The organism is Pectobacterium polonicum (assembly GCF_005497185.1).
GTDB classification, from domain to species: domain Bacteria; phylum Pseudomonadota; class Gammaproteobacteria; order Enterobacterales; family Enterobacteriaceae; genus Pectobacterium; species Pectobacterium polonicum.
Map to the genome: position 1 here is coordinate 49,258 of NZ_RJTN01000011.1, position 19,429 is coordinate 68,686.

Sequence of the window (19,429 nt, forward strand, 5' to 3'; positions counted from 1 at the left end):
ACCTGATGTGTCTTTTTTTTCAATATTTCAGGGGAATGACAATGGCAATAAACAATCATAATGGTGGGTGCATCGCTGCGCACAAACCTACCTTGGCGGTAGCGCGGGCAGTCCATTTGGCACTGTCTGGCGTGTTGCTCTTGAGCGCTGGAGCGGCCGGCTCGGCGCTGGCGGCGGAAAGTACGGCTTCTGTCGCAGCACCAAGAATGACGTTTTCCATTCCGGCAGGGTCACTAGGAACCTCTTTGCAGGCTGTCGCTAGCCGCGCCAATATAATTCTCACGTTCTCTCCCGACCAAACACAGAATAAAACTAGCGGGAGCGTGCAGGGAACCTACACCGTTCAGGAAGCGTTTGCGGTCGCGCTAGCGGGAACGGGGCTCAATGTGGTTCAGACGGCCACGGGCTACCGGTTGGAATCTACGCTTGCCGCCGAGGGAAGCGACGGTAGCCTGATAATCCCGACGCTCTCGGTGGTTGGCGGTACATCGGACAGCGCCGCTGCCGGACGTTCCGTGTTGCGTCAAGCCGATGTCGATCGCGTACAGGCCGACAACATTGCCAGCCTGCTCGATAAACTCCCCGGCGTGTCGATGGCGGGTTCTCCTCGACCGGGTGGACAGAGCCTGAACATTTGGGGCATGGGGGACATGGAAGACGTTAATGTCGTACTGGACGGTGCGCCAAAAGGCTTTGAGAAATACCGCCAGGGTTCGGTGTTTATTGAACCTGAGCTGATTAAGCGTATCGATGTCGATAAAGGGCCACATGACATTCGCAGCGGCAACGGCGGCTTCGGTGGCACCATTCAGATTGAGACCAAAGACGCCAGCGATCTGCTGCTGCCGGGAGAAAACTTCGGCGGGATGGTCAAATACAGCTATCACACTAACGATCGACAAAATATCTACAGCGGCGCGCTGTATGGCCGAACGGAAGAAGGGATGGCTGACGGCCTGCTCTACATGAGCAAGCGCGATGGCGACAATATTGAGCGCCCTGACGGCACGCGCTTTGCCTACTCGACCAGCGACATGGCGTCTTATTTACTGAAGACCAACATCTATCTGACGGATTATCAGACGCTAACGCTTTCCGCGATGCGTTCCGAATCCGACGGTTGGCAGCCGTTTGCTGCTAAACGTGACGATATCAGACAGCCATCACAAAGAGACGTTAATCTTTATGGCTGGGAAGAGGCCTGGCGGCGCAAGCTGGTCTACCGCGATCAGGTGGATAAAAATTACTCGCTGAAATGGAATGTCGCGCCAGCGGATCAGCCGTGGTTGAACCTGACGGCGTCATTTGCTACCTCAAAAACCGAACAGCACGACAGGCGCACAGCTTCCGTGGCGCAAGATGGTTTTTTGGGAACCTTGGGCCATGAAAGCTGGATCAGTTACACCGATAAATTGGCGGAAGTTAGTAATGAAAGCCGTTTTAGTACCGGCCCGTTTGATCACTCGCTACTGGTAGGCATGCGCTGGCATCAAAATAAGCGTAGCACACTGATGTCTTTGCCGAGCGAAAGTAACAATGCTGAGTACAATTATGGCTATTTCCAGCCTTACTATATGCCGTCGGGCGATCAGGAAACGCGTAGCGTTTACTTACAGGATGCGGTGACGCTGGGCAGCGTAACGATCACGCCGGGCGTACGCTATGACCATGTAACCAATACTGGGCGACCCAACATTGCCCCTCGCTATAACAGCAGCAACCCGGCGGCGGGGCATGACTACAGCAGCGTGACCTACACCGGTTGGTCGCCGCGAATCGGTGCTTTATGGAAAGCAACGGATAACCTCTCGCTGTTTGCTGATGCCAGCCGAACCTGGCGCGCGCCCGTTATCGATGAGCAGTATGAAGTTCAATCCGCGACCTCGGGTGTGCCGGGAAGCAGCCGTAATCTGCAAGTGGAAAGCGTTAAAGGTATCCGCCTGGGGGCGATTCTGGACTTCAATAACCTGATGCTGGAAGAGGACAGCTTGCAAATTCGCACCACGCTGTTCCGTAACCGGGGCAAAAACGAAATCTTCAAACGTACAGGCGTGTATTGCGAAGCGTCTGCACAGACGGGGCGTAATTCATCCTGTGCCGGGCCGTTATCGGTTTACCGCAATCTGACGGGATATACCATCGAGGGGGTTGAAATTGAGTCGTTCTACGACAGCCGCAGGCTATTTGGTAGCCTGTCCTTCTCCTCGATTCGCGGCGAACGCGATGCGTCACTGCGTAATCCGTGGGGCAATAAAACCTGGATTGCTGAAATCCCACCAACAACCGCACATGCGACGCTAGGCACCAAAATTCCGAGTCTGGATATGGCGATAGGCTGGACAGGGGACTTTGTGCGCAAGCAGGATCGCTCACCTGCTGACGGCGACCCGCTGGCTTCTGGCTGGGCGTTACCGAAGACGAAAGGCTACGTGCTGCATGGACTCTTCGCAAGCTGGCAGCCGCAGACGATAAAAGGATTTGAAGCGCGTGTGACGGTCGATAACTTACTGAATACCGATTATTACCCGTATCTGGGCGAATCGGTGTCCGGTGTGGGACGTAACGTGAAAATCAGCGTACTACAACGCTTCTGATAGCATGGCGTGGGGCGGATGTGATTTCCGCCCCGTTAGTAGGGACGTGTTGCGTGGGCGTAATGCAAATTCAGCAAATTTGAATAATTTTCGTTTCGGAACTTGACAGCCAGAGGGAAAAAACATAAATAAGAACGATTATCATTCTTATATTTAAATGGCACTCTGGGGTAAAGTTCGATGGTGAGGAAAGCGACGGCCAGCGTAAATGACTTTGCCCAACAGCTCTATTTCGATCACCACCGCTGGTTGTATAACTGGCTGCGCCATAAATTGGATTGCGCCCAGCATGCGGAAGACCTGGCACAGGACACGTTCCTTAACGTGTTGATGAATCCCGACCTTCTCACGATTCGCCAGCCGCGCCCATTTCTGGCCACTGTGGCTCGTCGTTTAGTCGCTAATCATTATCGTCGTAAAAAGATTGAAGATGCTTATCTGGAGGTGTTGAGCACGCAGCCGGATGCCTGTATGCCATCCCCTGAGACGCGTCTTCTTACCCTCGAAATTCTTGAACAGCTTGATGCTGCGCTGGACGGCCTGCCTGCGCCAGTCAGAGAGGCGTTTCTACTGGCGCACCTCCACGGTATGCGCTACAGCGATATCGCCGAACGTTTGCGGGTTTCCAGCAGCTCGGTGAAACAGTATCTGCAACGCGCTAACCTCCAGTGTTTCTTTGCACTACCGCTATGAACGATCGCACTTTTTATCGTGACGGGCAGGGTCAGCCGATTCAGCCAGACAGCGCGCGTGAAGCGGTGGCGTGGCTGACGCAACTGATGTCCGACAGTGTTACGGAACAGGATCGCTGCGAGTGGCTGCGTTGGCGGGAAGCCTCGGCGGATAACGAACAGGCGTGGCAGCATATCGAATCCGTCTGTGCCAATCTGGGTCAGCTTAACGCGCGGGCGGCACACCAAAGTCTGTCGACGCTTAACGGTATGCAGCGTCGCAGCGTTCTGAAAGCGCTGGCTATTTTTTGTCTGACCGGCAGCGCTGGCGTAGTTGGGTCGCGCACAGATTTGTGGCAGTCGCTGACGGCGGATTATCAAACGCAGGTGGGTGAACAGCGCCATGCAGTATTGGAGGATGGCACGACGTTGCTGCTGAATACGCAGACGGCGCTGAATGTGACCTACAGTGACGATCTACGCCAGCTCGCACTGATCCGCGGTGAAGTCATGATCGAAACCAGTCAGTCTGAGAAGACGGTGCAATACCCGCGCCCTTTCGTTGTGACGACGGAGCAGGGAAAGGTGCAGGCACTGGGGACGCGCTTCAGCCTGCGGGTGCAGGGTGAACACACGCGGGTAGCGGTGTATGACGGTGCGGTAAGGCTGTATCCAGAGCAGAACGGTCTGGATGGACAAGTGGTAAAAAGCGGGCAGACGGCGACGTTCACCACGCAGCGCTGTGGGGCGATTGAGACAGCAAAAGCAGAGCCGGCCTGGGTGAAAGGGCAATTGTTGGCGGATAACCAGCGTCTGGTGGATTTTGTTGATGAACTGAGCCGCTATCGCAGCGGCGTGATTCGTTGCCAGCCAGAAGTTGAGAGCCTGCGCTTTTCCGGCGTCTTCCCGCTGTCTGATACCGATAATATTTTGGCTGCGCTGGTGGAAGCGCTTCCTGTGCAAGTGCGTTATTTCTCTCGTTACTGGATTCAGATTGCTGCGCGATAAAATATCCTGCTAAATTGTAATAGCATTACACTTTATGCTGTTTTGATTTTTTTTCTGCCCGATCCCCGTCGCTGAACGACCCACTATTATCTGTGCCTGTCTTATACCTAACGATGTGATGAAGAACGCATGATGATTTCCCCGGAACCGCATTCATTGAGAGTGTTGCCCCTATCTCTGTGGCGAGAGGCGGTGTGCTAATGGCCGCACAAACGCTGAAATACAATACGATGCAGCCCACAACGACAGTACGTTGGGGAAGTGGCTCGCTGCTAGCGTTGGCGTTACACGCAGGGCTGATTGTCTGGGTTAGCTACCATGCGCTTGATTCCTCCATTGAAGCGCCGCCGCCCGCCATGATGTTAATGGTTGCGGATAGCGTGCAATCCACAACCAGTCCTCAGGATGCGCCTGTTGGCCCGCAGCAAACGCTGTCCACGCCGCAAGCGTCGGCAGCCCAACCGGAAAAAATGATGCAAGACGTGCCGCCGCTTGCGCCTGCACCAAAGCCAGTGATTGCGACGGCGCAAAAGGAAAAACCGCAGCCGCAGAAAAAAGTACAGAAAAAAATGGAAAAGCAGGTGCAGGAGACAACGCCGCAGGAAGACATTGCACCATCGGAAAAGCCGCCTGCCCCTGTTACCAGCGCGCCGCTGCCGGGCAGCAGTCAGCACGTGGCTGCGCCCTATAACAGCGATGCCGCGCAGATGCGTAAAGGGGTGGCGGACTGGAGTAGCAAGCTGCTGGCGCATCTGAGCCGCCATAAACGCTATCCCGTTCAGGCTGCACGGCAGCGATTGCAGGGGGTTGCACAGATTCGCGTGACGTTGGATCGAACCGGAAACGTGTTGGCCGTTTCGTTGGTCAGCAGCAGCGGCGTGACGCCATTGGATACGGAGTCTACCGCCTTGCCGCAGCGTGCTCAGCCGCTTCCAGCGCCGCCGGTAGACGTGATTGGCGATAACGCGCAGCTCACCATCACGATCCCGATTAGCTTCGATTTACGCGAAGCACGCCGCTAGCTGACATCAGTTAGCGCGGCGTGTGCGCATCATAGCCAGCATAAAAAAACCGAATGGCGTAGGGATTGCCTTGTTCGGTAAAGAACTCTGCGACTCTCTCCCGTTCTAGTCCGTAGCGTCGCGATAACAACCCTGCCTCAAAGGCAGCCTGCTGGCGGTCGCCTTTGGTTTCCGCCAGATTGTGAGCATAGCCACAGATATAGCCGCGCCGATAATCGTAGCAGTAAGGGTTAATGTCGTTGCTGGATTTTGGGTTGGCAGATCTCAGCCCAGCGAGGACGCCTCGCTCAAAATGGTTTCCCATGATAATGCTCCGTGAATGATCGTTATATATTTAATAATATAACGCTTATTTATCACTCACCAGATCTGTTGGAAAATATTCCTGGACTCCTAGCGTATGCCCGTACTTCCTCTGCCTGAATATCGGTAGCATCTACTCGAACGAAAAATGAACCTGTTTCGCAATTTACTGATTTAAGACGACAAAAACTGCCGGTTTGCGGGGCGGTTCGCAGCGTGAAGCGTTTGAGGGGATATTTTCCGCCGCAGACGGTTATACTGTCGGTTAATCGATGTTATTTATAAAAACTTCACCGGAAGCAAGCATGCTAAGTTACCGCCACAGTTTCCATGCCGGCAATCACGCCGACGTGCTGAAACACACTGTTCAGAGCCTGATCATCACCGCCCTGAAAGAGAAAGAAAAACCTTTCCTGTATCTGGACACCCATGCGGGCGCTGGCCGCTATCAGCTCAGCGGTGAACACGCTGAGCGCACAGGCGAATATCTGGATGGCATCGCGAAAATCTGGCAGCGTGACGACATTCCGGCTGAACTCGAACCTTACATGCAGGCTGTGCGCACCTATAACCACAACGGGCAGTTGCGCTATTACCCTGGCTCCCCGCTGATAGCGCGTCAGCTGCTGCGTGAACAGGACAAACTTCACCTGACCGAGCTGCACCCTAGCGATTTCCCGCTGCTGCGTAATGAATTCCAGAAAGATGCGCGAACCAAAGTGTCGCGTGATGATGGCTATCAGCAGTTGAAATCACAGCTGCCGCCACTTTCTCGTCGCGGATTTGTGCTGATCGATCCGCCTTATGAACTGAAGACAGACTATCAGGCCGTGGTGAAAGGCATTAAAGAAGGGCATAAACGCTTTGGCACGGGCGTATTTGCACTGTGGTATCCGGTGGTACTACGTCAGCATATCAAACGCATGTTGAAAGAGCTGGAAGCCACAGGCATTCGCAACATTCTGCAAATTGAGCTGGCGGTGTTGCCGGACAGCGATCGGTACGGCATGACGGCATCTGGCATGATTGTGATTAACCCGCCGTGGAAGCTGGCAGCGCAGATGAAGAGCGTGTTGCCGTGGCTGCATAGCGTGCTGGTGCCGGAAGGCACCGGACATACGCTGGTTGAGCAAATCGTACCGGAATAATTCTGGCGATTGCGATAGGTTATGCCGTCGGTTTTTCCTATCGCAACCATAGGCATAACCTTTATTGGACATAGGGCTCTGGCGTTACACTCTAGGCAAATTTTATTCACTTAAGCATGGATACACTGATGACCAAACACTATGACTATCTTGCTATTGGCGGCGGCAGCGGCGGTATTGCGTCTATCAACCGTGCGGCGATGTATGGACAAAAATGTGCGTTGATCGAAGCAAAATACCTGGGCGGCACCTGCGTCAATGTCGGCTGTGTGCCGAAGAAAGTGATGTGGCATGCGGCGCAGATTGCCGAAGCGATCCATCAGTACGGCCCAGATTACGGGTTCGATACCACGGTGAACCAGTTCAACTGGGGTACGTTGGTCAAGAACCGTAGCGCCTACATTGATCGTATCCACCAGTCGTACGATAACGTGTTGGGTAAGAATAAAGTCGATGTCATTCACGGTTTCGCTCGTTTTGTCGATGCGCACACGGTGGAGGTGAACGGCGAGAAAATTACGGCTGACCATATCCTGATCGCGACGGGCGGCCGTCCGGTTCACCCTGATATTCCCGGTGCGGAATACGGCATCGATTCTGATGGCTTCTTTGAGCTGGATGCGCTGCCGAAGCGCACCGCTATCGTCGGTGCAGGTTATATCGCAGTGGAGATTGCGGGCGTGCTGAACGGGTTGGGTTCTGAAACCCACCTGTTTGTGCGTAAACATGCACCGCTGCGCAGTTTTGATCCGCTGATTGTCGATACGTTGGTGGAAGTGATGAACACCGAAGGGCCGACGCTGCATACCGAATCGATCCCGAAAGCGATTGTGAAAAACGCGGATGGCAGCCTGACGCTGGAGCTGGAAAACGGCCAGTCACAGACTGTTGACTGCCTGATTTGGGCGATTGGTCGTGAACCCGCGACGGATAACCTGAACCTGAGCGTCACTGGTGTTGAGTTGAACGACAAAGGCTACATCAACGTCGATAAATTCCAGAACACCAACGTTTCTGGCATTTACGCCGTTGGCGATAACACGGGTGCCGTCGAGCTAACGCCGGTTGCTGTTGCAGCGGGGCGTCGTTTGTCCGAGCGTCTGTTTAATAATAAACCGGACGAGCATCTGGATTACAGCAACATCCCGACCGTCGTCTTTAGCCACCCACCGATTGGCACCGTCGGGTTAACTGAACCACAGGCGCGCGAGCAGTACGGCGACGATCAGGTGAAAGTGTATAAGTCCGCCTTCACCGCAATGTACACTGCTGTTACGCAGCATCGCCAGCCGTGCCGTATGAAGCTGGTTTGCGTGGGCAAAGAAGAAAAAATTGTCGGCATCCACGGCATAGGTTTTGGTATGGACGAAATGCTGCAAGGCTTCGCGGTCGCCGTCAAAATGGGCGCAACCAAGAAAGACTTCGACAACACCGTCGCCATCCACCCGACGGCATCGGAAGAGTTTGTGACGATGCGGTAATGGTGTAGGGAAGCGGGCTTAACTGCTTTTCGGGAAGACGAAAACATGCTGGCTGAATAGTGAACTATTTGGCCGGCATTTTTTATATCCACCCTAACGCGGCTACCTCATTCGCTCACTCGCCAGATGATAAACACCGCTGCGCTCACGTTTGCCTACCGCCACCACGGCGATAACCAATACGTCGTCAATAACCTCATAAACCAAACGAAAGCCTGACGCTCGGAGCTTTATTTTGTAGCAGTCCTTCATCTCTCGTAACTTTGCCGCAGGAATATGGGGATTTTCGCAGCATTTTTTTAGTTTTTTGGCGAATTGCTGTTGGATAGCTTTATCGAGTTTTAGCCATTCTTTTAGCGCATCTTCCCTGAATTTGACGCGATAACTCATAGGAAGCTATCCAAATCCACGTCAACCAGCGGTTGGTTTTTACGTTCACCGATCAGCTTAACCAGCTCCTGATCGTCCAGCGCATCCAGCATTTTTTCGTAGAGATCCGCAGGAATGCAATAAAACGCAGGTTGGTTGCGGTTCAAGATAGCGACAGGCAGGCCATCACCAGCCTTGACCGTCGCCATCGGGTTCTTTTTCAGTTCACTGACGCTAGCACTGGTATCACTCAATATAATATTTGGCATGATAGACCTTTAATGACCGGTTAATAGGTCTTTAAAATAAGCAATCAAAGACCTGCTAACAAGTCTTTTGATGGTTTTTTATACCCGCTCCGAATGGCTTCCTGCCAACAAGATGAAGAAAATGCCGCTTTTATCACGGCATTCATCTGAAGAGTGATAATGATTATCGTTAGTGTTTTGTTTGTGATAAGTTGCGATGAGTGGGTTTTACCCTGCTGACTGACTTTTCCCTTACAAAACATACCGGCTTTCTCACTATGTCTTTAGCTAATCGTACGACGTCTTCAGCCTATCGGTTGTTTAATTTACGCTTAGAGAGCAAGACGCTGCTCTCGCCCTCGCTTGTTCGCTGTGTGTTCACCGGCTCTGAAGTGCGCCAGATGAAACTGGACGCGCCGGATCAGCGCATCAAACTGCTGCTCGCTAGTGAAAGCGGGGAGCTGACGCCGATGGCCGTGAGCGACACGTGGTATCAGGATTATCTGGCACTGCCGCGTGAGCGTCGGCCTGTTTTACGCACCTATACGCTGCGGTCTGTCTCCCATGAATCACAGCAGGCGGCGATCGATTTTGTGCTGCACGGCGATACCGGACCAGCTTCAAGCTGGGCGAATCACGCTAAGCCGGGCGATGCGCTACAAATTGTCGCGCCCAATGCGGAGGCCGATGGCGACAGCGGCGGTTATGAATGGGCACCACACGAGGGCGTTGAGCAAGTGCTGTTGATTGCGGATGAAACGGCGCTGCCTGCGGCAATGGGAATTCTTGAGCAACTGGCTACCCAGCCTTCTCCGCCATCGGTGCAGGCTTTTTTTGAAGTGCCGAAAGCGGCTGACTGCGTGACATCGGGTAGTTTCCCGTTTGCACAGATTCACTGGTTGCCGCGTGAGGAAACCGACAGCACAGTATGGGGTGAACGCCTGCTGGCTGCGGTGCAGCAGGACGTAAAAATTCCTGCCAGCGCCTGCACCAACCGCGATGAAATCGCACAAGAGACACCGGAAGACGAGTTACTGTGGGAGCGGGCAACGGCACATCGTCCGTTTTACGCCTGGGCTGCGGGAGAGTCTTCTGCCATCAAACGGCTGCGCCGCTATCTGCTCGACGAGCGCCACCTCGATAAAGAAACGATCAACTTTATGGCGTACTGGTCGCATCGCTAAGAGAAAACCGCAGGAGGGATATTCCCTCCTGCGGTTATTTCCCCATCATCTCCGCCAACTGCTGTTCATCTGGCAGCCCGACCACCTGCTGTAGTTCATTTTTATCATTCAGGTAATAGATGGCCGGCGTGACGTTTGCGCCTAATTCATCCATTAGCCGCTGATTAAACTGAATGTTATTCCAGATGTCGCGTGGAGAACTTTCGGGGAACGGAGGCACCGTTTTACCATTCGATAGCTCATACTCATGCCAGGCTTTGGCCGGATCGCTGGCGGCAAGAATCGCCGCAGCATAACGTCCACTTTCCGGTTTGATGACGCCAACCAGTAGCGTTTGCAGTTGCACTTTTCCTGCTTTTACCCATGGCTGTGCCTGCTGCCAGAACTGTTTGCAGTACGGACAGAACGGGTCGGCAAAGACGATAATTTTACGCGGCGCATCCTTTGATCCTTCGGTGATAAATGGTGCTTGCTGCAATTTCTGCCACATCTCTCGACCAGCAGGAACATACACTTCCTGCTGAATCAGCGCTTCGCTGAGGTTGTTACCGTGTTCATCATACATATAGCCTGAAATGGCATGCTTACCGTCAGGGGTTAAGTAGATGGTCACTCCCACTCCCTGATAACTGCCCAGCCAGCCTTGTATGCCGCCGGGTGCAGTGAACGGCTTAATGATCGTAATACCCTGTTTTTCTACGCTCTTCACCGCGTCCGGCAGGGCATCTTGTGCCAGTGACGATGCGGAAAGCGTCAATAAGGAGAGTATGAGGAAGCTGCGTTTTATCATGGTATTGCGCCTGTATCGTGGATCATGGTCTGTCAGATAGCGTAGCGTAAGGTCATCTGTCGGGAGAGCGTATTTACACTTTCTGAATCAGAGACAGATTTTGTCTGGTTGAAGAGATGGGTTGGGTAGGATCATGCTCTGTCGTATATTACGCCGAGATTAATTAGGATTGATTGCCTGTTGCGTGGAGTGTTTACCTCATGAATTCATCTTTCCCCCATTTCCGCTACCACCCTAATCCGTTATCGACGGGAAGTATCAACGTGTCTGATGACGTCTGCCCATGCTGCAATCAGGCGCGTGGCTATGTTTATACTGCATCGTGCTATACCGTGCATGATTTACCCGAAGAGACATTTTGCCCCTGGTGTATCGCAGATGGCAGCGCGGCAGCACGCTACGATATACATTTTGCGGACAGTCACCCATTGCTGTGCGCAGGTGTGGCGAAGGAGATCGTTGATGAAGTGTGCGAGCGAACGCCGGGCTACGTTTCCTGGCAGCAGGAGCATTGGTTGGCGTGCTGTGACGATGCTTGTGCCTTTGCTGGGGATGCTGGCCGTGAAGAGCTGATTGCATTGGGAGCGGAAGCACTATCGGCGCAATTTACGGACTTTTCGTGGCCGCTGGAAGCCTGGAAGAAGCTGATTGAGTACTATCAGCCCGGAGGCGAAACGGCACTTTACCGTTTTGAATGTTTGCACTGTCAGAAGGTGCATTATGGGATTGATTTCGCCTGAGTATGGCGTGTTTTGTGATGCTTTCCCCTTACTGGAGTGATGAATTACCGTGACCTTGACCGAATCGCTGATTGCTTTTACGTTTGCCGCGACGCTGCTGACCCTGACTCCGGGTCTGGATACCGCGCTGATTCTACGCACCGCTACTGTTGAAGGTAGTAAAAAGGCTTTTCATGCCGCGTTTGGTATTAACGTCGGCTGCCTGATTTGGGGTGCGATGGTGGCGTTTGGCTTAGGGACGTTGATTGCGGCATCGGAGCTGGCCTATAACATCCTGAAATGGTGCGGTGCGGCTTATCTCTGTTGGTTGGGTCTGCAAATGCTCCTGAAACCCAGAACCGAACTGGTGATGGCCGCGCCACAAGGTGCACCGAAGCAGCAGAACTGGTTTCTCCGTGGCATGCTGGGCAACGTGTTAAATCCAAAAATCGGCGTGTTCTACGTTTCATTCCTGCCGCAGTTTATCCCAGCCGGACATTCAGTGGTGCTGTGGACTTATCTGCTGGTTCTTATTCATGTCTTTATCGGCACGCTGTGGTCGTCCACGCTGATTGCCACCACGCGTCCGCTGTCGCGTTTTCTGCGTCGCGGCTCGGTTGTGAAGTGGATGGACCGAACGACGGGCGTTGTCTTTCTGGCATTCGCCGCCCGTCTGGCGTTCTCCCGGCGGTAGGTTTGGCATCAATACTGACGTTATCAATAAAAGCATTCACTACGCTACTCGCGTATCAGATCCTGCCGAACAGCAGCGCGATGAGCGTGAGGATCTCTTTGCTGAGCGGCTGTCCTTTCTCTTCGGCTAGCAGATAGAGTGGGGGGGAGCGCCGTTCTCCTTGCTGTAATGGCAATATTTGCAATTCACCTTGTGTGATGTGATCTGAAATCCGCGCTTCTGGCGTCGTTCGCGTTACTCTCTCAGAGAGACAGCGTTACGCGCGCTTTCAACTGCTCCGGCGTTTCATTACGCAGAACTTCAATCAGGTGGATATATTAAGATTTCATGGATAGAACTGACGGAAACGGACGTCAGTCTAATTCGCTATCGTAGAATTTTAGTGAGAGGAATGAATCAGACAATGGTGAAGCAGTGATAGAATAAGTGCATCGTGTTACTTTTAGATAATATACCCGTAATACTTCAAGCCGCAGGTGCGTTGGCTGCGTTCACTCACCCGAATCACTTACCTGAGTAAGCTCATCGGGACTCCCTCTCTTGCCGCCTTCCTGCAACTCGAATTATTTGGGGTATATATTCATTATCAAGTCATGCTTATGAGCAGATTATAAAAACCAAAAACCATCTTATTTGAATAAGATGGTTTTTAAACTGATATTGCGTACTATACATATCAGTTAATTTTATTCGCTCGCGGATAAAGAGACTCTATCCAGAGGAACGAATTTCCATTGCTGAGCGATTGAACCATTAAATTCAAATAGCTGAACACGCGTTCCTGCACCACCACGACCTTGAACGTCGATGACATAGGATTTATTCGCCTGGCTAAAAATAAACCCAGGTTTGCTCGCAAAATCCCACTTTTGAGTTGATTCATTCTGGTTGGTTAACTGTAAAACGAGATCTGTACCGCTGGCAATAGCTTTATTTTTAATTGCCAGTGCTAAAGCCCCGTCACTCGCCGCCAGTGAAATTACGCCTGTTCTACTATCCAAATTCCATAGGATTTTATCGAGTGAGGAATCTGCACGGAGCAGAACGGCTGTGGCATCTTTTTGCTGATCGGAGACACCTAATGCCAGTGTTGAATCTGCTGAATATTTCAAAATACCAATCATAATAATTTCCTTGCTATTAGTGTTAGTCGATAGTTTCTGGCTTATTTAATTTCGCCAGCGATTAAACTGTAGTTGTGTTTGTTTTTTTTGCCATCTGGTTTTTTGACGAAAAATAACAAACTATTGGTTTTTATATTTATTTAATTTTTAACTTTATAAATATCTTATTGGGTTTTTTTATTTTGAGAAATATATTAAATTATTTATATAGTGATGGGTTTAATTATTTGCATAGTAATTGTTTTATATTGGGTATGTTCTGCGAAATAAAATTTAATTATCAAGGTAATTAAATCCATTTCGTTATTTAGACAATAGGCGTGTCAGCAGGTTCAGAATGAATTCAGAATGGGAGCGGTCTGTTCAATATAAAAAACAGACCGCTTGAATATTAATGCTCTGGCCAGAAGGGTTCGCCCAGCGTGAGCATCAGTCGGTTGGCCCAGGAGAAGAAGGCGGCTGACTGCACGATATCGACAATCTCCAGCGTATCTAATCCTTGTTCTTGCAGTTGCTTCAGGTCGTTGGCATTGACCTGTGCGGGCGTGGCGGAGAGGCGTGCGGAGAAATCGATAATCGCCTGCCAGCGTGGGCTTTGGCCGATGCTTAAATCGCCACCGGGAACGACGTCCAGTAACCGTTGCACATCGCTGTCCTGCTTAGAGAGCTGACTGGCTTTACGGGCATGTACCGAGGCGCAATAAATGCAGCCGTTGACCTTACTGGTGACGGCGGCGATCAGTTCGCGTTCTTTGCGCGGCAGGCCGCCAGAGGTATAAAAAATCCCTTTATCCGTTAGCGTACGCTGTTCCAGCACCGGAAGGTTGCGGCCTAGCAGGCGGAAATAGTCGGAATTGGTATGGCCGAATCGCGCCAGAATCGCCTGCTCATCGGCATTGAATGCTGCCAGTGGTTTGGGGGTAATCCATGGTTCCCAATCCAGTTCCGCCTGAGTGAACGCCTGCGGTGCGGCTTTGCCGCTGTGCGTCTGGGGCTGGGTATGCCACTGGCCTGCAACGGCGGCCTGTGAATGTGGTTGGCCAACGCGATGACCTGCAATCAGGCGATAGCCGCGCAGCAGGCGACTTTGGAAATTCACAAACGCGATGAGCTGCGACAGCGTGACGATATCGTCTACCGACCAGCCCGCCTGTTCCAGCGCGTTGACGTGGGATGGTGCGGCTTGCACGGGGGTCTTCGTCAGGCGCTCAGCGTGATCCAGCGCCAGCTGTAGCGCGGGTGTCAGCGTAGGTTCTGGGAAGTCCGCCAGTCGCTCGGCATAAAAATGCTGTAGCTGCTCATCTTGCTGCCAGTCGCTGATCTTTGTTGCAAACCAAAAGCGCAGCGATAACGGTAATGTCACGTCATCATGTGCCGCGGCGTTAAACAGTGCGTCGTAACTGCCTTGGGTGTGGCGGGTTGCCGCTTCACGGGTTTTTCTGGCTTCTGCGAGGGCGGAATCCGGGCTGATTTCGGCCAGCGCATTCAGTATGTCATGGGTGTGCAAGGTGTTAGCGTGCGTCATGCAATCTCCTGCCCGAGCGGGCTTTTCTGTTTGACGGCGGGCTTCCAGCCCAAAGCGGGAGCCACCTGAGTGGCAATCAATTCAAGCGAGCGAAGGATCAGCGCATGTGGCGGATCGATGGAGTGTACCTGGAACGTCACATCCGTCGCCCGCTCCAGCGAACTGTCAGCCCGAAGCGATGCAATCACATCCTGTGCTGTGCCGACATGGCTATCGAAGGAAGCAATCAGCGCTTCTACTGAGTCATGAGGGATCGCGCGGAACGTGCCGGAACGGGCGGCAGAACGATTAAGTCCTTTCTCTGCCAGACTCAGCGCTAGCTGACGATCGTCAGCCACGAAGACGCTACGTGAGCTGAGGATACGCGGCGCGACGCCAGCGGGCAGCGCAGCCAGATAGGCGTCGATCATCGGGTTTTGCAAGTCAGCGAGCGTGGCGTCTGGAAAATGTTCCGGGCGTGGCTGGGTACGAGAGAGCATCAGGCCATCGCCTGCTTTGCCTGCTCGCTCCGCCCCTTCGATGGAAAACGTGGCCTGCCAGACGCGCTTATCTAAATGCGGGGCGGCAGGGTAGAGCTGATTGCCGTCTTCGCTCAATGCGTCTCCCCGCCAGGCGGCGCGCAGTTTCTCCAGGTAGCGCCCGAGGATCTGTCCGCGCTGCGCGCTGTCGTGACCGAACGCGGCAAATGAGGACGGCGTGCCGCCGGAACCCACGCCGACTTCCAGCCTGCCGTTGCTGAGTAAATCGAGCACGGCAGTGTCTTCCGCCACGCGTAGCGGCTCTTCCATTGGCAGCGTAATCACGCCAGTGCCGAGCTGGATGCGTTGAGTCCGTGCGGCGACCAGCGCCAGAAACACCAGCGGTGAAGGCAATCCGCCTTCATCCGCGTGAAAGTGGTGCTGTGCGACCCATGCGCTGTCGAATCCTAGTTGTTCGGCTTTGACGATCTGTTCCGTTGCCAGCCGATAACGCTGCTGGGCGGAAACGTCATCCAGCAACCGTGTGAAAAATCCCAGGCGTTTCGTTGCCATTTTACAGTCCTTGGTTTAGTGCGAATGTGGATTCAGTATGAATTTGGGGGTGGGGTGAACGGGCAAAAGCCGGGTGTTGCTGCCCAGGGATAGCCTCGATAAGTTCACGGGTATAGCGATGTTCGGGCTGGGCGAAGATGCGCTCCACCGGGCCGGATTCAAGCTGCTTGCCGTGGTACAGCACGGAAACGGTATCGGCAATCTGACGTACTACCGCTAAATCGTGCGAGATGAACACGTAAGTCAGCCCCAGTGATTCCTGTAGCTCGGTCAGCAAACGGAGAATCTGCGCCTGCACGGTGACATCCAGTGCGGAAACGGCTTCGTCCAATACCAATACCTGCGGTTCCAGCACCAGCGCTCGGGCGATCGCGACGCGTTGGCGCTGTCCGCCGGACAGTTCACGCGGCTTACGCGACAGTAGCGCTACTGGCAAGGAGACGCGTTCGAACATCTCATGAATTTTTCGCTCCCGCTGTGCGGCAGTATGGCGATTAAAATTGCGTAGCGGTTCCTCGACGATGTCGTACAGCCGCTGCGATGGATCGAGCGAGCCAAAGGGGTTTTGATAGACCAGTTGGATTTTCTGCCGGAACTGACGCAGCGCTTCACCTTTCAGGTGAGTGATGTCGGTGCCGTCGATCAGAATACGTCCGGCGCTGGGATGATGGAACCCGAGCAAGCTGCGTGCCGTGGTGGTTTTACCGGAGCCGGATTCGCCGACAATGGCGTGCGTTGTGCCGCGTACTACGCTGAAAGAGACGTCATCCACAGCGCGAAAATGCTCGCCTTTGCTACCTGACAGGGGAAAGGTTTGCACCAGATTTTCGACCGAGACAATAATCTCGGAGGCATGGTTGCGCGGTGGACGCGGTATCGGGTTGAGCGATGGAACATTCGCCAGCAGCGTGCGGGCATAGTGGCTTGAGGGCGCGCTGAGCACGTCCAGCGTCGGCCCTTGCTCCTGAATGTAGCCGTTCTGGAAAACCAGCAGACGATCGGCACGCTCGGCCGCTACGCCCAGATCGTGAGTGACGAACAGCACCGCCGTGCCATTTTCGCGCCGCAGCTCATCGAGCAGATCGAGGATACGTTTCTGCACCGTGACATCCAGCGCGCTGGTGGGTTCATCGGCGATAATCAGCGCGGGTTTCAGTGCAATCGCAATCGCTATCAACACGCGCTGTTTCATGCCACCAGATAGCTCGTGCGGATACTGCTTCGCCCGCAGTTCCGGCTGATTCAGGCCAACACGTTCCAGCAGCGCCAGCGTTTTCTGGCGGATAGTCTGGCGATCTTCCCGTTGATGAATACGCAGAATCTCATCTACCTGCTCGCCGATGGTCTGCACCGGATTAAGGGAACTGGTGGGATCTTGTGGGATCAGGCTGATCTGCGCGCCGCGCACGCTGTCCAACCGCTTTTGCGACCAGCCGCTGATATCCACGCCGTTTAGCCGAATGGCACCGCGCGTGAGCCTGCCGTTCTCGGCGAGCAAGCCGATGACGGCCTGTGCGGTAGTGGTCTTGCCTGAACCGGATTCTCCTACCAGTGCGACGACTTCGCCGGGCTGAATATGGAAAGAGACGCCTTCCACGACGGTTTGCTCGCGGTCGTCACTGCGGTAGGCGATAGTGACATTTTCCAGAGCCAGTACGGGGACTGCTGCGCTGGTTTGTAAGCTGGCTGGCAGACTCATCGTTCCGTCCTCCTGATCGATTGGCTGATACGGTTAGCGGACAACACAACAAGTACGACAACCAGGCCGGGGAAGGTGGTCAGCCACCAGGCGGTTGCGATGTAATTGCGGCCTTCGGCGATGAGTAGCCCCCATTCTGGCGTGGGCGGTGGTGCGCCGTAGCCGAGAAAACTCAGCGTGGAAATCGCCAGAATCGCGCTGCCGAATTGTAGGGCGGCGAAAGCAAAAACGGTGGTGAGCGAATTTGGCAGGATGTGTCGCCACAGCACGCTGAAAAAGGTGCCGCCGCTGCCATAGGCGGCTTCAACATAGTCGCTATGGCGTACACGTAACACCTCTGAGCGCACCAGTCGGGTAAAGCTGGCGATGGAGGTAACACCCACGGCAATTGCGGCGTTAACCGTGCCGAAACCCAACAGGATGATGACGCTCAGCGCTAGCAGCAGGCCGGGAATGGCAAGTAAGACATCGATGCTGCGCATGACGACGCTATCCAGCCAGCCGCCAACGGCACCTGCCAATAGGCCGAACAGGCTGCCGAGCACCAGACCTAGCCCGACGGCAATAAACGCGCCTGACAGCGAGTGCACCGCGCCATAAACAATGCGCGCATAGAGATCGCGCCCCAGTTGGTCGGTGCCGAGCCAGTAGTCTGCGTCGGGTGCCAGTCGCTGTGCGCCTGCGATGCCTTCTGTCGGGCTATAGCTGGTAAACCAGCCAGGAAACAGCGCCCAGAGTGCGACGGTTAAGATGACCAACCACGCCAGCAGTAGCCCTGGTTGAAAGGCATAGCGACGTAGAAACGGTCGCTTGCGCAGAAGGGGAAACGTAATTTTTTCCAACTGTACGGTAGTCATAGCGTGGCTCCTGGCGTTCTTTTCAGGCGCGGATCGAGCAGAGGATAGAGTAGGTCGACGGTTAGATTGACGACGACAAAGGCGGCGGCAGAAATAAGCACGATGGCCTGTAGCACGCTGCTGTCCTGATAGTTCACAGCTTCCTGAGTCAACTGGCCGAGCCCGTTGCGGCCAAACACGGTTTCGGTAATCAGCGCGCCCGCGATCAGCTCGCCCAGCAGCAAACCAGCGATGGTCAGTGTAGGCAGCATGGCGTTACGGGCGATATGTCGCCAGAGCACGCCGCTACGGCTGGCACCTTTCGCGCGGGCAACGGCAACAAATGGCTGTGTTTGCACCTGATCGATGCTACGCATCAGTACCTGAGCCAGCGGAGCAGAGATCGGCAGCGCCAGCGTGAGAACGGGCAAAATCAGTCCTTCCCATTCACCGGGGTTAATCACCGGAATCAGCCCTAGACGGAAAGAGAAGATCTGAATCAATACGATGCCCAGCCAGAAGGTCGGCACGGAAATAAACAGCGACGGCAGCGATTGCAGCGTGGTTCGTAGCCACTGAAACGGCGTTAGCGTTGATAAGAAGGCGAGGGTAAACGCCAACAGCCCAGCAGCGATAAAACCCAGTACCGCGAGTAGCAGCGTGGGCGGCAGATTCGCGGCGATAAGCTCGGTCACGGGTACGCCAGCCTGAAGAGAGAGGCCGAGATCGCCACGCAGTATCTGGGCTATCGCATGAAAATACTGCGTAAGCGCTGGGGTGTCGGCTCCGTAAGACAGGCGCAGCTGTGCGATTTGCTCGGCACTCAGGCCGAGATCCGGGTTTTGAAATTTGATCAGGATGGCATCACCCGGCATCGCCTGAAGCAGGATAAAAGACAAGGTAAATGCCGCCCAAAGTACGAGCAGTGCCTGACCGATACGCAGTGCCAGATATCGATTCATGATAATCTCTTCCCTCTTTCT

The 19,429-nt window shown here is 53.9% G+C and carries 19 protein-coding genes; 9 read left to right on the top strand and 10 right to left on the bottom strand.

Going from position 1 to position 19,429, the window contains the following annotated elements:
• The first annotated feature begins 41 nt into the window (after positions 1 to 41).
• The 4 genes from EDI29_RS12685 to EDI29_RS12700 all read left to right on the top strand — a co-directional run bounded on the left by EDI29_RS12685 (position 42) and on the right by EDI29_RS12700 (position 5,295).
• Complete coding sequence (locus tag EDI29_RS12685) at positions 42 to 2,594, top strand: TonB-dependent receptor (protein ID WP_137741161.1); 2,553 nt, start codon at positions 42 to 44, stop codon at positions 2,592 to 2,594.
• Between the two features lie 180 nt (positions 2,595 to 2,774).
• Positions 2,775 to 3,287 (top strand): sigma-70 family RNA polymerase sigma factor, encoded by a 513-nt coding sequence (locus tag EDI29_RS12690; protein ID WP_137741162.1) that lies wholly within the window; start codon positions 2,775 to 2,777, stop codon positions 3,285 to 3,287.
• The gene (locus tag EDI29_RS12695) at positions 3,284 to 4,273 is read left to right on the top strand and encodes a FecR domain-containing protein (protein ID WP_137741163.1); all 990 of its coding nucleotides are present in this window, start codon (positions 3,284 to 3,286) and stop codon (positions 4,271 to 4,273) included. Before EDI29_RS12690 ends, EDI29_RS12695 begins: the two co-directional genes overlap by 4 nt.
• A 200-nt stretch (positions 4,274 to 4,473) precedes the next feature.
• A complete protein-coding gene (locus EDI29_RS12700) occupies positions 4,474 to 5,295 on the top strand; it encodes an energy transducer TonB (RefSeq protein ID WP_137741164.1) in 822 nt (273 codons plus the stop codon).
• Between the two features lie 10 nt (positions 5,296 to 5,305).
• Here the strand turns inward: EDI29_RS12700 and EDI29_RS12705 are convergent, their stop codons facing one another.
• Positions 5,306 to 5,599: a DUF2623 domain-containing protein gene (locus EDI29_RS12705; protein ID WP_107169331.1), complete on the bottom strand. Its 294-nt coding sequence runs from the start codon at positions 5,597 to 5,599 to the stop codon at positions 5,306 to 5,308.
• Between the two features lie 304 nt (positions 5,600 to 5,903).
• On the opposite strand from EDI29_RS12705, the gene EDI29_RS12710 reads away from it, so the two are divergent.
• Together EDI29_RS12710 and gorA are read left to right on the top strand one after the other, a co-directional pair.
• Complete coding sequence (locus EDI29_RS12710) at positions 5,904 to 6,746, top strand: 23S rRNA (adenine(2030)-N(6))-methyltransferase RlmJ (protein WP_137741165.1); 843 nt, start codon at positions 5,904 to 5,906, stop codon at positions 6,744 to 6,746.
• Between the two features lie 128 nt (positions 6,747 to 6,874).
• Entirely contained in the window at positions 6,875 to 8,227 is a 1,353-nt protein-coding gene (gene gorA / locus EDI29_RS12715) for a glutathione-disulfide reductase (RefSeq protein WP_137741166.1), read from the top strand.
• Positions 8,228 to 8,329: 102 nt separating this feature from the next.
• Here the strand turns inward: gorA and EDI29_RS12720 are convergent, their stop codons facing one another.
• The gene (locus EDI29_RS12720) at positions 8,330 to 8,617 is read right to left on the bottom strand and encodes a type II toxin-antitoxin system RelE family toxin (RefSeq protein WP_137741167.1); all 288 of its coding nucleotides are present in this window, start codon (positions 8,615 to 8,617) and stop codon (positions 8,330 to 8,332) included.
• Positions 8,614 to 8,865, bottom strand: coding sequence for a type II toxin-antitoxin system Phd/YefM family antitoxin (locus tag EDI29_RS12725; protein ID WP_137741168.1), 252 nt, complete (start codon positions 8,863 to 8,865; stop codon positions 8,614 to 8,616). Before EDI29_RS12725 ends, EDI29_RS12720 begins: the two co-directional genes overlap by 4 nt.
• 257 nt (positions 8,866 to 9,122) lie before the next feature.
• Between EDI29_RS12725 and EDI29_RS12730 the strand changes: the two genes are divergently transcribed.
• Positions 9,123 to 10,028, top strand: a complete 906-nt coding sequence (locus EDI29_RS12730; protein WP_137741169.1) for a siderophore-interacting protein — start codon at positions 9,123 to 9,125, stop codon at positions 10,026 to 10,028.
• 34 nt (positions 10,029 to 10,062) lie between these two features.
• On the opposite strand, the gene dsbG is transcribed toward EDI29_RS12730, so the two are convergent.
• A complete protein-coding gene (gene dsbG / locus EDI29_RS12735) occupies positions 10,063 to 10,818 on the bottom strand; it encodes a thiol:disulfide interchange protein DsbG (RefSeq protein ID WP_137741170.1) in 756 nt (251 codons plus the stop codon).
• Between the two features lie 200 nt (positions 10,819 to 11,018).
• On the opposite strand from dsbG, the gene EDI29_RS12740 reads away from it, so the two are divergent.
• Both EDI29_RS12740 and EDI29_RS12745 read left to right on the top strand, forming a co-directional pair.
• Positions 11,019 to 11,558: a CbrC family protein gene (locus EDI29_RS12740; protein ID WP_137741171.1), complete on the top strand. Its 540-nt coding sequence runs from the start codon at positions 11,019 to 11,021 to the stop codon at positions 11,556 to 11,558.
• A 49-nt stretch (positions 11,559 to 11,607) separates the two neighbouring features.
• The gene (locus EDI29_RS12745) at positions 11,608 to 12,231 is read left to right on the top strand and encodes a LysE family translocator (protein WP_137741172.1); all 624 of its coding nucleotides are present in this window, start codon (positions 11,608 to 11,610) and stop codon (positions 12,229 to 12,231) included.
• A gap of 686 nt (positions 12,232 to 12,917) precedes the next feature.
• Here the strand turns inward: EDI29_RS12745 and EDI29_RS12755 are convergent.
• From EDI29_RS12755 to EDI29_RS12780, 6 genes are all read right to left on the bottom strand, one after another.
• Positions 12,918 to 13,355, bottom strand: coding sequence for a ricin-type beta-trefoil lectin domain protein (locus EDI29_RS12755; RefSeq protein ID WP_137741173.1), 438 nt, complete (start codon positions 13,353 to 13,355; stop codon positions 12,918 to 12,920).
• Positions 13,356 to 13,746: 391 nt separating this feature from the next.
• Positions 13,747 to 14,880, bottom strand: coding sequence for an alkylhydroperoxidase domain protein (locus tag EDI29_RS12760; RefSeq protein ID WP_137741174.1), 1,134 nt, complete (start codon positions 14,878 to 14,880; stop codon positions 13,747 to 13,749).
• Positions 14,877 to 15,911: a putative FMN-dependent luciferase-like monooxygenase gene (locus tag EDI29_RS12765; RefSeq protein ID WP_137741175.1), complete on the bottom strand. Its 1,035-nt coding sequence runs from the start codon at positions 15,909 to 15,911 to the stop codon at positions 14,877 to 14,879. Before EDI29_RS12765 ends, EDI29_RS12760 begins: the two co-directional genes overlap by 4 nt.
• Position 15,912: 1 nt before the next feature.
• A complete protein-coding gene (locus EDI29_RS12770) occupies positions 15,913 to 17,610 on the bottom strand; it encodes a dipeptide ABC transporter ATP-binding protein (RefSeq protein ID WP_137741176.1) in 1,698 nt (565 codons plus the stop codon).
• On the bottom strand, positions 17,607 to 18,467 hold the full coding sequence (locus tag EDI29_RS12775) for an ABC transporter permease (protein ID WP_137741177.1): 861 nt from the start codon (positions 18,465 to 18,467) through the stop codon (positions 17,607 to 17,609). Before EDI29_RS12775 ends, EDI29_RS12770 begins: the two co-directional genes overlap by 4 nt.
• A complete protein-coding gene (locus tag EDI29_RS12780) occupies positions 18,464 to 19,408 on the bottom strand; it encodes an ABC transporter permease (protein WP_137741178.1) in 945 nt (314 codons plus the stop codon). Before EDI29_RS12780 ends, EDI29_RS12775 begins: the two co-directional genes overlap by 4 nt.
• Positions 19,409 to 19,429: the final 21 nt, after the last annotated feature.

Excerpts from the sequence above, each read along its gene's own strand:
- EDI29_RS12685 (WP_137741161.1), top strand. The coding sequence starts at position 42 with ATGGCAATAAACAATCATAATGGTGGGTGCATCGCTGCGCACAAACCT.
- EDI29_RS12690 (WP_137741162.1), top strand. The coding sequence starts at position 2,775 with ATGGTGAGGAAAGCGACGGCCAGCGTAAATGACTTTGCCCAACAGCTC.
- EDI29_RS12695 (WP_137741163.1), top strand. The coding sequence starts at position 3,284 with ATGAACGATCGCACTTTTTATCGTGACGGGCAGGGTCAGCCGATTCAG.
- EDI29_RS12700 (WP_137741164.1), top strand. The coding sequence starts at position 4,474 with ATGGCCGCACAAACGCTGAAATACAATACGATGCAGCCCACAACGACA.
- EDI29_RS12705 (WP_107169331.1), bottom strand. The coding sequence starts at position 5,599 with ATGGGAAACCATTTTGAGCGAGGCGTCCTCGCTGGGCTGAGATCTGCC.
- EDI29_RS12710 (WP_137741165.1), top strand. The coding sequence starts at position 5,904 with ATGCTAAGTTACCGCCACAGTTTCCATGCCGGCAATCACGCCGACGTG.
- gorA (WP_137741166.1), top strand. The coding sequence starts at position 6,875 with ATGACCAAACACTATGACTATCTTGCTATTGGCGGCGGCAGCGGCGGT.
- EDI29_RS12720 (WP_137741167.1), bottom strand. The coding sequence starts at position 8,617 with ATGAGTTATCGCGTCAAATTCAGGGAAGATGCGCTAAAAGAATGGCTA.
- EDI29_RS12725 (WP_137741168.1), bottom strand. The coding sequence starts at position 8,865 with ATGCCAAATATTATATTGAGTGATACCAGTGCTAGCGTCAGTGAACTG.
- EDI29_RS12730 (WP_137741169.1), top strand. The coding sequence starts at position 9,123 with ATGTCTTTAGCTAATCGTACGACGTCTTCAGCCTATCGGTTGTTTAAT.
- dsbG (WP_137741170.1), bottom strand. The coding sequence starts at position 10,818 with ATGATAAAACGCAGCTTCCTCATACTCTCCTTATTGACGCTTTCCGCA.
- EDI29_RS12740 (WP_137741171.1), top strand. The coding sequence starts at position 11,019 with ATGAATTCATCTTTCCCCCATTTCCGCTACCACCCTAATCCGTTATCG.
- EDI29_RS12755 (WP_137741173.1), bottom strand. The coding sequence starts at position 13,355 with ATGATTGGTATTTTGAAATATTCAGCAGATTCAACACTGGCATTAGGT.
- EDI29_RS12760 (WP_137741174.1), bottom strand. The coding sequence starts at position 14,880 with ATGACGCACGCTAACACCTTGCACACCCATGACATACTGAATGCGCTG.
- EDI29_RS12765 (WP_137741175.1), bottom strand. The coding sequence starts at position 15,911 with ATGGCAACGAAACGCCTGGGATTTTTCACACGGTTGCTGGATGACGTT.
- EDI29_RS12770 (WP_137741176.1), bottom strand. The coding sequence starts at position 17,610 with ATGAGTCTGCCAGCCAGCTTACAAACCAGCGCAGCAGTCCCCGTACTG.
- EDI29_RS12775 (WP_137741177.1), bottom strand. The coding sequence starts at position 18,467 with ATGACTACCGTACAGTTGGAAAAAATTACGTTTCCCCTTCTGCGCAAG.
- EDI29_RS12780 (WP_137741178.1), bottom strand. The coding sequence starts at position 19,408 with ATGAATCGATATCTGGCACTGCGTATCGGTCAGGCACTGCTCGTACTT.